The organism is Propionivibrio sp. (assembly GCF_016790145.1).
Taxonomy (GTDB): Bacteria; Pseudomonadota; Gammaproteobacteria; order Burkholderiales; family Rhodocyclaceae; genus Propionivibrio.
On the sequence record NZ_JAEUOI010000124.1, the window covers coordinates 1 to 13,400 of the forward strand.

Here is a 13,400-nt window from a genome sequence, read left to right on the forward strand (position 1 = left end):
CTTCTGCATGATCCACGGTCAGGCGCGTGAGGACGTCGAGGCCAAAATTGCCGAACTGCGTACCCGGCTCAAACTCACCGGCTACGCGCACGACACGCTGTTCTCGATTACCCGCTTCAAGCAGACCGGTGCCCGCTATGCGTGAGCGGGTGGCGATCAATCAGATTGACGAAATCGACCGTGCTATCATTGATCGGCTACAAGGGGGATTTCCTGTTTGCGAGCAGCCCTTCGCGGAGGCGGCGGCAGTGCTTGGCATTGGCGAAGATGAGCTGCTGTCGCGTTTGCAACGATTGCTCGATGCGCGCGTGCTGACTCGCTTCGGTCCGATGTTTCAGGTTGAGCGTATGGGCGGTGCGTTTGTTCTTGCTGCGATGTGCGTGCCTGAAGATGACTGGGAGCGCGTTGTGGCCACCGTCAATTCCTTTCCCGAAGTTGCGCACAACTACCGGCGTGAAAGTGAGAAACGCTGCAACTTCAATTTGTGGTTCGTGCTCGCCACTGAGACACCAGGCGGGATCGACAGGGCAGTAAGCAGGATTGAGAAGGCAAGTGGCCTGCCCGTCTATGCCTTCCCGAAAATCAGGGAATACTTCGTTGAAATGAAATTGCAGGTGCGCAAATGAACACAGAGGGGGACGAGATTGACCGCTGCCTGGTGATGGCTACTCAGAGTGGGTTGCCCCTGGTTTCGCGTCCCTACGAATTGCTTGGTGAGCAACTTGGCATATCTGCCGAAGAGGTCATGCTACGCCTGAAACGCATGTTGGCGAGTGGTGTTATTCGGCGTATCGGGGCGGTGCCCAATCATTACGCCATCGGCTATACGGCCAACGGCATGAGCGTGTGGGACGTGCCGGACGATCGTGTTGATGAACTCGGCGGGCGCATTGGAGCACTCGATTTTGTCACCCATTGTTACCACCGCCCGCGCCAGTTGCCGGCGTGGCCATACAATCTGTTTGCCATGGCGCATGGCAGTACGCGTGAAGAAGTGCTGGGCAAGGTTGCGCACATTGCGACGCTGCTCGGCGTCGACTGCCGTGCCTACGATGTCCTGTTCTCGACGCAGATACTCAAAAAGACCGGTTTGCGGATTGGTGTGTGAGGAAGTCGAGGTCGCTTCGATAATAATGAGTGCGACGAATTCGAGCCCGAAAGGATCGCTGCTGCAAGCGGTGACCGACTCCTGAGCGATCTGCCGGAACCACCCCCCGGGCGATTCCAGAACTCCAGGGCATCTCACGCTTCGGCAACGCGCCTGGCAATATGCTCAAGTGCCTCTTCGATCTGATCGATAAGAATCAGGCACAGATCACCGGGTTTCAGGTCGGCCAGTGCGGTATCGATGGCGAGGAATTCACCGTGTATTTCCTTGATGTCGCTGGTGCGCCTGGCGTTTTTCAGCCCCAGTTGCAGCAGCGCAAGTACCTCGCCATCGGCGCGTCCGCGCTGGCACATATCCTGATAGAGCACGACCTGGTCAAAAGCATCGCCGAGAATTTCGGTTTGCTGGCGGAGGTCCTCGTCGCGCCGGTCGCCAGCGCCGCTGATCACCACCGAACGGCGGCAATTGGCTGTTGCCGGCATGTTGTCGATGGCGTTGACCAGCGCCTGAATGGCGTCCGGATTGTGGCCGTAATCGGCAATCAGCGTCGCGCCACGATAATTGAAGAGGTTGAAACGTCCGGGTGCCGACTGTGCATCGTTCACAAAACCGGCCAGGCCGCTACGGATGACATCCCAATCGAGTCCGAGCGCCCAGCCGGCGCCGGTGGCGGCCATCGCATTCTCAATCTGGAAACCGATGGCGCCATTGGCGGTGACCGGGATCTCGGCCAGCAGAATGCGCTGCTCGAAGCCACCTTCGGAAGCGACGATCGAATCGCCGTCGAGATAGATGATGCGTCTGCCACGCGCACGGTGCATGGCCATCACCGGATGATTGCGGTCGCAGGCAAAGAAGGTGACCTTGCCGGGGCATGAATCGGCCATGCGGGCGACCATCGGATCGGCCGCATTGAGTACGGCGACACCGCTTTCCGCTTTGACGTTCTGCACGATCACCCGCTTGACGACCGCCAGATCTTCGACGGTGCTGATGTACGAAAGACCGAGATGATCGCCGCTGCCGATGTTGGTGACAACCGCGACATCGCAGCGATCGAAGCCAAGACCCTCGCGCAGTACGCCGCCGCGCGCCGTCTCCAGAACCGCCGCATCGACATCGGGGTGGAAGAGCACATTTTTGGCGCTTTTCGGACCGCTGCAATCACCGGTATCGATGCGCCTGTTCCCGATATAAACACCGTCAGTGGTGGTCATGCCGACGCGCAAGCCCTTGCTGGCAAGAATGCTGGCGATCAGGCGTACGGTCGTCGTCTTGCCGTTGGTCCCGGCGACGGCAACGAGCGGGATGCGGGCATCGTCGCCCGCAGCAAACATGTTGGCAATGATCGCTTCGCCGACGGCGCGCCCCTTGCCGAACGAAGGCTGCAGGTGCATGCGCAGGCCGGGTGCGGCATTGAGTTCGACGACGCCGCCGCCTTGTTCTTCGAGCGGACGCAGGACGTTCTTGCAAACAATGTCGACGCCGGCGATGTCTAGCCCGACCATCTGCGCGGCGGCAATGGCGCGCGCGGCAAATTCAGGATGCACGTCGTCGGTTACGTCGGTGGCGGTACCGCCGGTCGACAGATTGGCGTTGTTGCGCAGTACAACGCGCATCCCCCTGGCCGGAATCGAATCGGCGGTCAATCCGTCCTCGGCCAGGCGGGCGAGGGCGATATCGTCGAAGCTGATCCTGGTCAGCGAATTGGCATGGCCGACGCCGCGCCGGGGATCGCTGTTGACCTGCTCGACAAGTTGGCGAACGCTGTGCACGCCGTCGCCGATGACCAGCGGCGGTTCACGTCGGGCGGCGGCAACCAGCTTGTTGCCCACCACCAGAATGCGATAGTCATAGCCGGGAAGGTAGCGCTCGACCAGAACTTCATCACTGATCTTGAAAGCGACTTCATAGGCGGCCTCGACCTGTTCCCTGGTCGTCAGATTTACGGCAACGCCTTTGCCCTGGTTTCCATCCTGTGGCTTGACGACAACCGAACTGCCAATTTCCTGTGCGGCGGCCCAGGCGTCTGCTGAGCTGTTTACCGGGCGACCGCTCGGTACCGGAACGCCCGCCGCGTTCAATAATCGCTTGGTCAGTTCCTTGTCCTGGGCGATGGATTCGGCAACGGCACTGGTTCGGTCGGTTTCCGCGGCCTGAATACGGCGCTGTTTGCTGCCCCAGCCAAACTGCACCATGCTGCCCTCGGTCAGTCGGCGGTAGGGAATCTTGCGTGCGGTCGCTGCGTAGACGATTGAACCGGTGCTTGGACCAAGGCGTACTTCTTCGTCGAGTTCGCGCAGACGACGCAGGGCGTCGGCGAGATCGAAGGGCTGGTCTGCGATGGCCGACTGACAGAGGGTCTGCGCCAGTTCAAAGGCGAGCCGGCCAACCGCCTCCTCGCTGTATTCGACGACCACCTGATAGACACCGGGCTCCAGCGTTTGTGCCGTGCGACTGAATGTCACCGGACAACCCGCCTGCGCTTGCAGTCCGAGCGTGGCAAATTCAAGGGCGTGGGCCATGGAGACGATGTCATCGCTGACGGTCGGCTGGAGCAGCGCAATCTCCGGAAAGCGTTCGCGCAAACGGGCCTCGAAACCGGGCAGGCTGTTAATGACGCGCTCGGTTTCAGAACAAGAGATGATGGCCTCAATCGCGGTATGCCGGCTCCACAGATTGGGTCCGCGCAATGCCCTGATGCGTGATACGTCCATAAACGGTTTCCTGTGCGTGTCGTATTAGTCTAATAAGAAGCTGCAAACCACCAAGTCACCAAGAGCACCAGGTTGCACCAGGAGAAACAGGATAGCCAGGTGCTTACTGTTGTTCCGGTGACCCCCAGGGGGATTTCCTTCGGAGCAATTTGGTGCTGAAGCTTTACCCATTGTCGCTCAGCATTATTCGACGAAAAAGGTTTCAATACCGGTGCGCATGACATCGGGAGAAATGTCGAGCGCCCAGGCGGCGCCGATCGCCGCGAGAACATTCTCGACTTGCTGTTTTGCCCGACCGCCCTCGCTCAGCGGGATGTCTTTCAGGCGGGCCAGCGGCACTTCATCGTTGCCGCTGGCCAGCATGATCTGCTCATGGCGAACAATCACGGCACGCTTGCCCTGCTGCCGATGTTCGGCTATGGCCGGCAACTCCGGGTCAAGCGCAAAGTAAATGACTTCGCCATCGCACAGCGCAGCCATCTCGACCAGCATCGGTTCTCTGGCATTGAGCACCGCCGCCCCCTTGGGCAGCACCAGGTCGATCTGCGTGCGCAGAACATTGAAAACCTGCTCCGGCGTTTCAATGTAAAAGCGTCCGGTGTGCCGTTCGATGACCACATTGGTGACGACGCCGACCTGACAGCGGTCATAGGCCAGCCCTTCGCCGAGGATGGCATCGCTGCCGTTCTCGAAAACGGCCGCCTCAATGGCGCGGTTGAGCAGAATGCGGCTGGCGGCTTCCCAGGTGGCGCAATCACCCTTCTCGGCTTGCCGGCGGTCCAGGTAGAGGCCGTCGCTACACGACATTCCGGTATATTTTCCGGAAAGGGACAGTAATCGGGCGATGAGATGACAAACCCGTGTTTTGCCGAAACTGCCGGTAACGCCAACCACCGGGACGCGGCCATCGTCGCCTTCCGGGAACAGATGCTCGACAATGGCGCGACCGACCGGGCGCGCTTCGCCGTTGGCCGGCTTCAGGTGCATCAGCAGACCCGGGCCGGCATTGACCTCAACGATGGCACCGCGCTGTTCGCCGAGCGGGCGCGAAATGTCTTCACAGACCAGATCAACCCCGGCAATGTCGAGACCGACAATGCGCGCGGCGAGCGATACCGTATCTGCGGTATCTGGATGCACCACATCGGTGATGTCGCAGGTGTGGTTACCGGTGCGTATCACCAGCACCTCGCGGCCGTCAGGGGGTACTGATTCCGGTGTAAAGCCCTGACGCAAAACTTCAAGCCGGGGAGCCAGATTCTTGTCAAGCTGAATGATGTCAAGAGGAAACTCCTCTGCGGCACCGCGCCGTGGGTCTGAGTTGAGCTGGCTGTCGATCAGTTCATTGATCGTCGAGTGACCATCGCCGACTACCGATGCGGTTTCGCCGCGCGCCGCTGCGACGAGCTTGCCGCCGACGACCAGCAGGCGGTGTTCAGAACCAAGCACGAAGCGTTCGACAATGACGCCGCTGCCCTCTTCAATGGCCGCTGCATAGGCGGCTTCGACTTCGTCGCGCGTCATCAGGTTGGTAAATACGCCGCGCCCGTGATTGCCATCGTATGGTTTGACGACAACCGGAAAGCCAATGTCATTGGCGGCCTCCCAGGCGTCGGCCGGGCCATCGACCAGGCGGCCTTCGGGAACGGGAACGCCACAGGCCTGCAGCAGTGTCTTGGTCAGGTCCTTGTCGCGCGAGATGGATTCGGCGATGGCGCTGGTGCGGTCGGTTTCAGCCGTCCAGATGCGCCGGCTGCGGGCGCCGTAACCCAGTTGCACGAGGTTGCCGTCGGCCAGCATGCGAATCGCCGGAATGCGGCGTGCCTTTGCAGTAGCCGCTTCGACGATGCAGCCGGTGCTCGGTCCGAGCAGCTTGCGTTCGGCCATGTCGCGCAGGCGCTCGACGGTGGCCGCTACGGCGAACGGGGTGTCCTCGATGGCGGCCATGACCAGTTCCCGACCGGCTTCCAGACAGGCGCGGGTCACCTCCTCATGCCAGGCGCGGATGACCACCTTATAGACGCCGCGCAGCGAAGTCTGGCGGGCCTTGCCGAAACCGCCCGGCATGCCGGCGAGGTTCTGCAGTTCAAGCGAGACGTGCTCAAGAATATGCCCCGGCCAGGTGCCTTCTTCGAGCCGGCGCAGAAAGCCGCCACGCTCACCATAGCTGCAGCGGTGCTCGATCAGAGAGGGCAGAAAGCCTTTCAGGCGATCGACAAAACCGGGCAGGGTGTTCGACGGAAAATCCTCCAGTTCCCCGATGTCAACAATGGCCTCAATCACCGGGCGGTAAGTCCAGATATTCGGCCCGCGCAGGTAGCGGATTTCAAGAAACTTGATGTCTTTTGTTGTCATGGTGTCAGTGTCGGCCCACAGGGGCGCGCGCCGGTGATTTGAATGAGGGGCTAATTATCGTCGGAATAACGCAGCTCGTGGTATTCGGCTTACGCCTGGGGGAAATAATCAGCCGGCAGTCATAGGCTGTGAATAAATCGACAATCCACCGCACAGACGCAAAGGGGCAAAGAAAACGCAGAGACAACCCAGGATTTGCAAAAGAATTCTTTGCGTCACCTTTGCCCCTTTGCGCCTCAGCGGTGGACGTTCAAGCATTTTTTACGCCCCGAACTATTTTTCTTCAAGCGACTGTTTCGCCATACAGGGCCAGGGCTTCCAGGCAGGCGTCACGGTGGGCGCTACCCTGATCCGGGGCCAGCTCACGGCCAGGCAGGCGAAGACCGTAGCGGGATTGCGTTCGCTCGGCGGCGATCACCCAGCCGGCAAGCAGGGAAAGACGTGTTTCCAGCCCGTTCTCGGTGGGTGTCAATGACCAGTCGAGCCACAGTTCTTCCGCTGCGCCACCGGCGAACTGCTTGATCAGCAGTGGTCGGTTATCGATATCGCGAGCCACGGCTTTCCAGGCGATGTGGCGCGGCGAGTCGTTCGGCTGGCGCAGGCGCAGGCCGGTAAAGTCTTCCTGACCCGTGTCGCCGTGCCGCTGTCCGCTTTGCGCGATGGCCGCAGGGGGTGGTAGTGGCGTCTCGATCGGCCTCGGATAGACCAGGCAGGATAAGCGTGGGTGCGGGTAGCTCCAGGCGTGAAAGAGGCCGAGCGGATAGCGTGTCGACAGCGTGATGCGGCCGGGGTCAAGGCGGCCGCGCGTCGGGGCCGGGCAAGGAATGGCAATCATCCCCTGCTCGCCAGGCGCAAGGTCGAGGCTGACGCTTTCATTCCGACCGAAGGCCAGATCGAGCGAACGGCGAGCCTGCCGCTGGCCGTTTTCCAAAAGCATCGGGAAGCGCGCGATGTCTCCGGCAAAGACTGACTCGACCCGGCCCGGGGCAAGACGCAGGGCCACCAGATTGCGGAAGGTGTGCACCATGGTCACCAGGCCCAGACTGGCGAGCAGGAAAACCAGCGCGTGGCCAAGACTCAGGTTGTAATTGATGGCGCCAATCAGCATCACGCAAAGTACGGCGCCGAACAGCAGGCCGGTGCGCGACGGTACGATGAATATCCTGCGCTGCGTCAGGACAATGGGTAACTGTTCGTCATGACCAAAGCGGAACAGCCATTGCCGAAGCCGGGTGAAGATAGTCATCAGGCTACAGGCGTGGCGTGGATCAGCCGGGCGATATCCTCGGGACGGGCATGGCTGGCGCTGTTCACCAGGCGCAGCCGGTGACAGGCCACGCCGGGCAGGACGGCCTGCACATCGTCTGGCAGCACCATGCTCCGCCCGTCGATGAAAGCCCAAGCGCGGGCGACGGCAAGCAGGGCAAGCGCCGCGCGCGGACTCAGGCCGTGGATGAACAGCGGGCTGTTGCGCGTGGCTTCGATCAGCGTTTGCAGGTAGTCAAGCAGGGCAGGCGAGACATGGACGGCAGCGGCCTGTCTTTGCAGCGGGGCGAGTTGATCGGGGGTAAAGCAGGCGGCCAGTGCCGGCAGCTGTTCCCGACGCCCGCCCGCTTCGAGTAATTCGCGTTCCGCTTTGCGATCCGGGTAACCGAGCTCGATGCGCAGCAGGAATCGATCAAGTTGCGATTCGGGCAAGGGGAAGGTGCCGATCTGGCTGGAGGGGTTCTGCGTAGCGATGACAAAGAAGGGTTCAGGCAGCGGGCGCGTTTCGCCATCGAGGGTGACTTGCCTTTCCTCCATGGCTTCGAGCAGGGCGCTTTGCGTTTTCGGGGTGGCGCGGTTGATTTCGTCGGCGAGCAGCACCTGCGAGAACAAGGCACCGGGGAGAAACCTGAATTCACTGCGTTCGCGGTCGAAAATCGAGATGCCGATGACGTCGGCCGGCAGCATGTCGCTGGTAAACTGGATGCGCGAGAACTGCAGGCCAAGCAGGCGAGCCAGGGTATGCGCCAATGTGGTCTTGCCGACACCGGGCAGGTCTTCGATCAGCAGGTGGCCACGTGCCAGCAGGCAGGCCAGCGCCAGCCGGATCTGCACCTCCTTGCCGAGAATGATCAGGTTGGCGGCGGCGATGACTTCGGCCAGAGTTGATTGCTTTTCGTAGAGTGGCATGGCGGCTTGCATTGTTCGTAGTAATTTTGTAGTAATGACGCGATTTGGCAGATAATGTGGCATCAAACAGAAAAGTGGATTTATAACCGATTTTAGCCGCCGACGGGGTCAAGCCCGATCTGCGGCTTGATCCCGTTTCGCCAGACGGCAGGGAGGAAACATTGACCAGCACCGCATTCATCACCCACCGCGATTGTCATCTGCATGACGTAGGGTCCTATCATCCGGAGAGTCCGGAACGATTGAGCGCGATCAGCGATCATCTCATTGCCCAGGGGATCGACCACTATTTTGTTCATTACGAGGCTCCGCTGGCGACCTTTGAGCAACTGATGCGCGTGCATTCGGCCGCGCATCTGGAGCATCTGAAGCGCAGTTCCCCCGATCTGGGGCTGGTACACATTGACCCGGATACGGCAATGAATCCGCATACCTGGCACGCCGCATTAAGGGCGGCGGGCGCGGGAGTGATGGCGGTCGATCTGGTGATGGCCGGCGAAGTTCAGAATGCCTTCTGTTCCGTACGCCCGCCCGGTCACCATGCCGAACGCTCGAATGCGATGGGCTTCTGTTTCTTTAACAACATCGCCGTTGCGGCAAAGCACGCCCTCAAGGTGCATGGGCTGGCGCGCGTGGCGATTGTCGATTTTGACGTGCATCACGGCAATGGTACCGAGGATTGCTTCAGGAACGACAAGCAGGTGCTGATGGTCAGCACCTTCCAGCACCCGTTCTATCCCTACAGCGGCACCGAGCATCCGGCGCCCAACATGGTCAATATTCCGCTACCCGGCGGGACGGGCGGTGACGAGTTCTGCCAGGTGGTCACTGATATCTGGTTGCCCCGCCTGCGCGAATTCAAGCCCGAGATGATATTCATCTCGGCAGGTTTTGATTCGCACTACGAAGACGATCTGGGTGGGCTGAAGCTGCTTGAAAAGGATTTCGCCTGGGTGACCGAGCAGATCAAGCAGATTGCTGACGAGACAGCCCAGGGTCGTATTGTCTCGATTCTGGAAGGCGGCTATGTTCTTTCGGCGTTGGCGCGTAGCGTTGCTGCGCACATCAAGGTTCTGGCGAGTATCTGAATGGCTTTCCCTGGTACTTCGTGCCTGACGCATTCGAGTAAAAGTGTTTTTCATGGCCGGACAGCGCGCCTTCGGTTAAAATCACAGGCTTGATTTTCTGGCGCGTTACTCATGAACACGATTACTGGATCCATTGTTGCGATTGTTACCCCGATGCACGAGGACGGAAGCCTCGATCTGCCCGGCATGCGCCGTCTGGTCGACTTCCATGTGCAGGAAGGGACGGACGCCATCGTGGTGGTCGGTACCACTGGCGAATCGCCGACGGTCAATGTAGAGGAACATCACGAGTTGATCCGGCTGGTTGTCGAGCATGCTGCCGGCAGGGTGCCGGTCATCGCCGGTACCGGAGCCAATTCAACGGCGGAAGCCATCGAGATGACGCTGTTTGCCCGGCAGGCCGGTGCCAGCGCCGCGTTGTCCGTGGTGCCTTACTACAACAAACCGACACAGGAAGGTCTCTACCGGCACTTCCGGGCCATTGCCGAGGCGGTCGATATTCCGCTCATTCTCTACAATGTTCCCGGCCGTACCGTGGCCGACATGAGTAATGACACGACCTTGCGCCTGGCCCAGATCCCGAATGTTGTCGGCGTCAAGGATGCGACCGGCAGCATTGATCGCGGCTGCGAGCTGATTGCCCGTGCGCCGGACGGCTTTGCTGTCTACAGCGGCGATGATCCCAGCGCCTGTGCCTTGATTTTGCTCGGTGGCCAGGGCAATATTTCGGTCGTCGCCAATGTGGCGCCGCGCCTGATGCACGAAATGTGCGCTGCTGCGCTCAAAGGCGATCTGGCCAAGTCGCGTGAATTACATTTCCGTCTGCTCGGGCTGCATCGCCAGTTGTTCTGCGAAGCCAACCCGATCCCCGTCAAGTGGGCGTGTCAGGAACTCGGGTTGATCGAGAAAGGCATTCGTCTGCCATTGACTCCCTTGTCGCCGGAGTGCCATGAACGGGTTCGCCTGGCCATGCGCCAGGCGGGTTTGTTGGCTTGATCTGAAGTATTCCAGGGCTACCCGATGAAATTTGCTGTTTTGCGTCTGACCCTTTGTTCGATGCTGCTGGTGCTGGCGGGCTGCAGTACGATCGGTCTCGAGCCGAAGAAAATTGACTACAAGTCGTCTTCTGCCGTCAAGGTGCCGACGCTTGAAATCCCGCCTGACCTGACCTCGCCTGGGCGTGATGACCGTTTCGCCGTGCCCGATACCGCCGGCAAGGGAACGGCAACCTTCTCGGCTTATGCCGGGGAACGTTCCCCGCAGGCTCTCGCACAACAAAAGAGTGATGTGTTGCCGCAGGTCGATATTGCGCATATCGAGCGCTCGGGAAATCAGCGCTGGCTGGTGGTGAACGGTACCCCCGACAAACTCTGGGGTCAGGTCAAGGATTTCTGGCAGGAGACCGGATTCCTGATCAAACTTGATCTGCCGGAGGCCGGTGTGATGGAAACCGACTGGGCAGAAAACCGCGCCAAGATCAAGGATGACGTCTTGCGTAACCTTCTTGGCAAGGTACTCGACTCGCTCTACTCAACCGCCGAGCGCGACAAATTCCGCACTCGCCTGGAGCCCGGTTTGCAACCCGGTACGACCGATATTTTCATCAGCCATCGCGGCATGTATGAAATCTTCGTTACCGAAGGAAAGGATCAGACGAAATGGCAGCCGCGCGAGCCGGATCCTGAACTCGAGGCCGAAATGCTGCGTCGCCTGATGGTGCGCCTGGGCAGCGATCAGAAACGTGCCGATACTGAAATTGCCGCCGCCAGGGTAAAACAGGTTGACCGCGCCAAACTGACGCGCGGCAATGACGGTGCCGGTACGCTTGAGGTGCAGGAGACTTTTGATCGCGCTTGGCGCCGTGTCGGACTGGCGCTGGATCGTGTCGGTTTCACGGTTGAAGACCGTGATCGTTCCAAGGGGCTGTACTTCGTTCGCTATGTCGATCCGGAAACCGACGGACAGAAGAAAGACGATGGCTTCCTTTCCAAACTGGCGTTCTGGAAGGGTTCTGCACCCGTTTCCCAAACGCGCTACCGTATCTTCGTAAAGGATAACGGTGCTTTGACGACGGTACAGGTACTGTCCTTCGAGGGCGGTATTGACCAGTCCGAAACGTCAAAGAAAATACTGAGCCTGCTCTACGAACAGTTGAAGTGACACTTAGTGATGAGATTTGCCTCGCTCGGCAGCGGCAGCAAGGGTAATTCCCTGATTGTCGATGCCGGTGACACCAGGCTTCTTCTCGACTGTGGCTTCTCCACACGCGCAACGATTGAAAAACTGGCCCGTCTCGGTATCTCTCCCGAAGAAATTGACGGCGTGCTGGTCACGCATGAGCACAGTGACCATATCGCCGGGGTTTTCAAATTCGCCTGCCGTTTCGGGATTCCTGTTCATCTTACGCATGGCACCTACATCGCCGCCCCGCGTGGCAAGACCTCGCTACCCGAATGTCGGCTGATTGACAGCCATGCCCGATTTGCCATCGGTAGCCTGGAGATTCATCCCTTTCCGGTTCCACACGACGCCCGTGAGCCGGTGCAGTATGCCTTTTCCAACGGCAGGCACCGCCTCGGGGTGCTTACCGATAGCGGATCGATTACGCAGCATATCGTCGATGTGCTGCGTGTCTGCGATGCCCTGGTGCTCGAATGCAACCATGATCAGAATATGCTTAAAGCATCCGGCTATCCGATCCAGTTGAAGCGCCGTATCGCGGGGAATTTCGGCCATCTCGATAACCGACAGGCCGCTTCCCTGTTGCGCCAGATCGAGACGCAGCAACTGCAGCATATTGTCGCAGCGCATCTCAGCGAGCAAAATAACCGCCCGCAACTGGTGGTGAAGGCCTTGGCGTCAGCGTTGAACTGCGCCGAAGACTGGATTGGCGTGGCAGATCAGGAGAACGGTTTTGGCTGGCGCCAGATGTTCTGAGATTCAAGGCTTCTCCCAATCTGCGACGCTCGCGAGCAATACGGCATCGCGCCAGGCCGGATGCGACACAAAAAAAGTAATAAGCTCATGATTAATTTGTGACTTACGCACTTTTTTTAGGGAATTTTTGCGCTACTCTAGCAGTCCTATTCATTAGCCGATGTTTCCTGTGATGAAGTGTTACCTGGTTCTGTGTCAAAGCAACATGAGGTAGAAAATGTCCCGTACTGGCGTCTTCAAAATCAAGGTAATGACTGCTGCGCTGGCCGCCGCCTTCGCCGGTGGTTCATTGGCCAACCCGGTCAACCCTGTTGTCGCCTCCGGCCAGGCCGTTTTTCAGCAAAACGGCAAAACGCTGACGGTCACCAACACCCCAAGCGCCATCATCAACTGGCAGAGCTTCAACATCGACCGCGGCGAACTCACCCGCTTCATCCAGCAAAGTGCCACCAGCCAGGTACTCAACCGCGTCACCGGCGGCGACCCCAGCAAGATCCTCGGCAGCCTGCAATCGAATGGCCGCGTCATCCTGATCAACCCCAACGGTGTCGCCTTCGGCAAAGGCGCACAGGTCGATGTCGCCGGCCTGCTCGTCTCCACCCTGCAGCTCAAGGATGCCGACTTCCTGGCCGGCAAGCTAAAATTCAACGACACCCCTGGTGCCGGCAGCATCAAAAATGAAGGCACCATCAAGACCGCCAGTGGCGGCCAGGTGATCCTGATTGCCCCGCAGATCGAGAACTCCGGCCTCATTCACACTCCCGAGGGCCAGATCATGCTGCTGGCCGGCAAGAGCGTCACCATCGCCGACCCCGACAAACCGGCCATCCAGGTCGAGATCACCAACAGCGAACAGCAGGCGGTCAACATCGGCACGCTGATCGGCAAGGAAATCAGCCTCTACGGCGGCATCGTCAGGAACAGCGGCACCATCCAGGCCACCACCGCCGTTGTCGGGCAAAACGGCAAGATCAGCCTGCGCGCCAGATACGAGGTCGAGAACACCGGCACCCTGCAGGC

General features: G+C 59.7%; 11 protein-coding genes. 7 read left to right on the top strand and 4 right to left on the bottom strand.

The window, feature by feature from the left end; all coding sequences use genetic code 11:
- Positions 1-137: 137 nt before the first annotated feature.
- Together JNM42_RS10705 and JNM42_RS10710 are read left to right on the top strand one after the other, a co-directional pair.
- Positions 138-626, top strand: a complete 489-nt coding sequence (locus tag JNM42_RS10705; RefSeq protein WP_294269308.1) for an AsnC family transcriptional regulator — start codon at positions 138-140, stop codon at positions 624-626.
- Positions 623-1,108 (top strand): Lrp/AsnC family transcriptional regulator, encoded by a 486-nt coding sequence (locus tag JNM42_RS10710; RefSeq protein WP_294269286.1) that lies wholly within the window; start codon positions 623-625, stop codon positions 1,106-1,108. Before JNM42_RS10705 ends, JNM42_RS10710 begins: the two co-directional genes overlap by 4 nt.
- 134 nt (positions 1,109-1,242) lie before the next feature.
- Here the strand turns inward: JNM42_RS10710 and cphA (JNM42_RS10715) are convergent, their stop codons facing one another.
- From cphA (JNM42_RS10715) to JNM42_RS10730, 4 genes are all read right to left on the bottom strand, one after another.
- On the bottom strand, positions 1,243-3,825 hold the full coding sequence (gene cphA / locus JNM42_RS10715; RefSeq protein ID WP_294269288.1) for a cyanophycin synthetase: 2,583 nt from the start codon (positions 3,823-3,825) through the stop codon (positions 1,243-1,245).
- Between the two features lie 183 nt (positions 3,826-4,008).
- Entirely contained in the window at positions 4,009-6,180 is a 2,172-nt protein-coding gene (gene cphA, locus JNM42_RS10720; protein ID WP_294269291.1) for a cyanophycin synthetase, read from the bottom strand.
- A gap of 283 nt (positions 6,181-6,463) precedes the next feature.
- Positions 6,464-7,426, bottom strand: a complete 963-nt coding sequence (locus JNM42_RS10725; protein ID WP_294269292.1) for a DUF58 domain-containing protein — start codon at positions 7,424-7,426, stop codon at positions 6,464-6,466.
- Positions 7,426-8,355, bottom strand: a complete 930-nt coding sequence (locus JNM42_RS10730; RefSeq protein WP_294269295.1) for an AAA family ATPase — start codon at positions 8,353-8,355, stop codon at positions 7,426-7,428. The genes JNM42_RS10725 and JNM42_RS10730 overlap by 1 nt, the downstream gene beginning before the upstream one ends.
- Before the next feature lie 161 nt (positions 8,356-8,516).
- Here JNM42_RS10730 and JNM42_RS10735 point away from each other — a divergent pair, with 161 nt between their 5' ends.
- The 5 genes from JNM42_RS10735 to JNM42_RS10755 form a co-directional block, all read left to right on the top strand.
- Complete coding sequence (locus JNM42_RS10735; protein WP_294269297.1) at positions 8,517-9,443, top strand: histone deacetylase family protein; 927 nt, start codon at positions 8,517-8,519, stop codon at positions 9,441-9,443.
- A 111-nt stretch (positions 9,444-9,554) separates the two neighbouring features.
- Positions 9,555-10,439 (top strand): 4-hydroxy-tetrahydrodipicolinate synthase, encoded by an 885-nt coding sequence (dapA, locus tag JNM42_RS10740; RefSeq protein WP_294269300.1) that lies wholly within the window; start codon positions 9,555-9,557, stop codon positions 10,437-10,439.
- A gap of 24 nt (positions 10,440-10,463) precedes the next feature.
- On the top strand, positions 10,464-11,603 hold the full coding sequence (bamC, locus tag JNM42_RS10745) for an outer membrane protein assembly factor BamC (protein ID WP_294269303.1): 1,140 nt from the start codon (positions 10,464-10,466) through the stop codon (positions 11,601-11,603).
- A gap of 9 nt (positions 11,604-11,612) precedes the next feature.
- The gene (locus JNM42_RS10750; protein WP_294269311.1) at positions 11,613-12,380 is read left to right on the top strand and encodes an MBL fold metallo-hydrolase; all 768 of its coding nucleotides are present in this window, start codon (positions 11,613-11,615) and stop codon (positions 12,378-12,380) included.
- A 217-nt stretch (positions 12,381-12,597) separates the two neighbouring features.
- A partial coding sequence (locus JNM42_RS10755) for a filamentous hemagglutinin N-terminal domain-containing protein (RefSeq protein WP_294269305.1) occupies positions 12,598-13,400 on the top strand: 803 nt, incomplete at its 3' end.

Coding starts and splice junctions, on each gene's coding strand:
- JNM42_RS10705 (WP_294269308.1), top strand. CDS start 138: ATGCGTGAGCGGGTGGCGATCAATCAGATTGACGAAATCGACCGTGCT.
- JNM42_RS10710 (WP_294269286.1), top strand. CDS start 623: ATGAACACAGAGGGGGACGAGATTGACCGCTGCCTGGTGATGGCTACT.
- cphA (WP_294269288.1), bottom strand. CDS start 3,825: ATGGACGTATCACGCATCAGGGCATTGCGCGGACCCAATCTGTGGAGC.
- cphA (WP_294269291.1), bottom strand. CDS start 6,180: ATGACAACAAAAGACATCAAGTTTCTTGAAATCCGCTACCTGCGCGGG.
- JNM42_RS10725 (WP_294269292.1), bottom strand. CDS start 7,426: ATGACTATCTTCACCCGGCTTCGGCAATGGCTGTTCCGCTTTGGTCAT.
- JNM42_RS10730 (WP_294269295.1), bottom strand. CDS start 8,355: ATGCCACTCTACGAAAAGCAATCAACTCTGGCCGAAGTCATCGCCGCC.
- dapA (WP_294269300.1), top strand. CDS start 9,555: ATGAACACGATTACTGGATCCATTGTTGCGATTGTTACCCCGATGCAC.
- bamC (WP_294269303.1), top strand. CDS start 10,464: ATGAAATTTGCTGTTTTGCGTCTGACCCTTTGTTCGATGCTGCTGGTG.
- JNM42_RS10750 (WP_294269311.1), top strand. CDS start 11,613: ATGAGATTTGCCTCGCTCGGCAGCGGCAGCAAGGGTAATTCCCTGATT.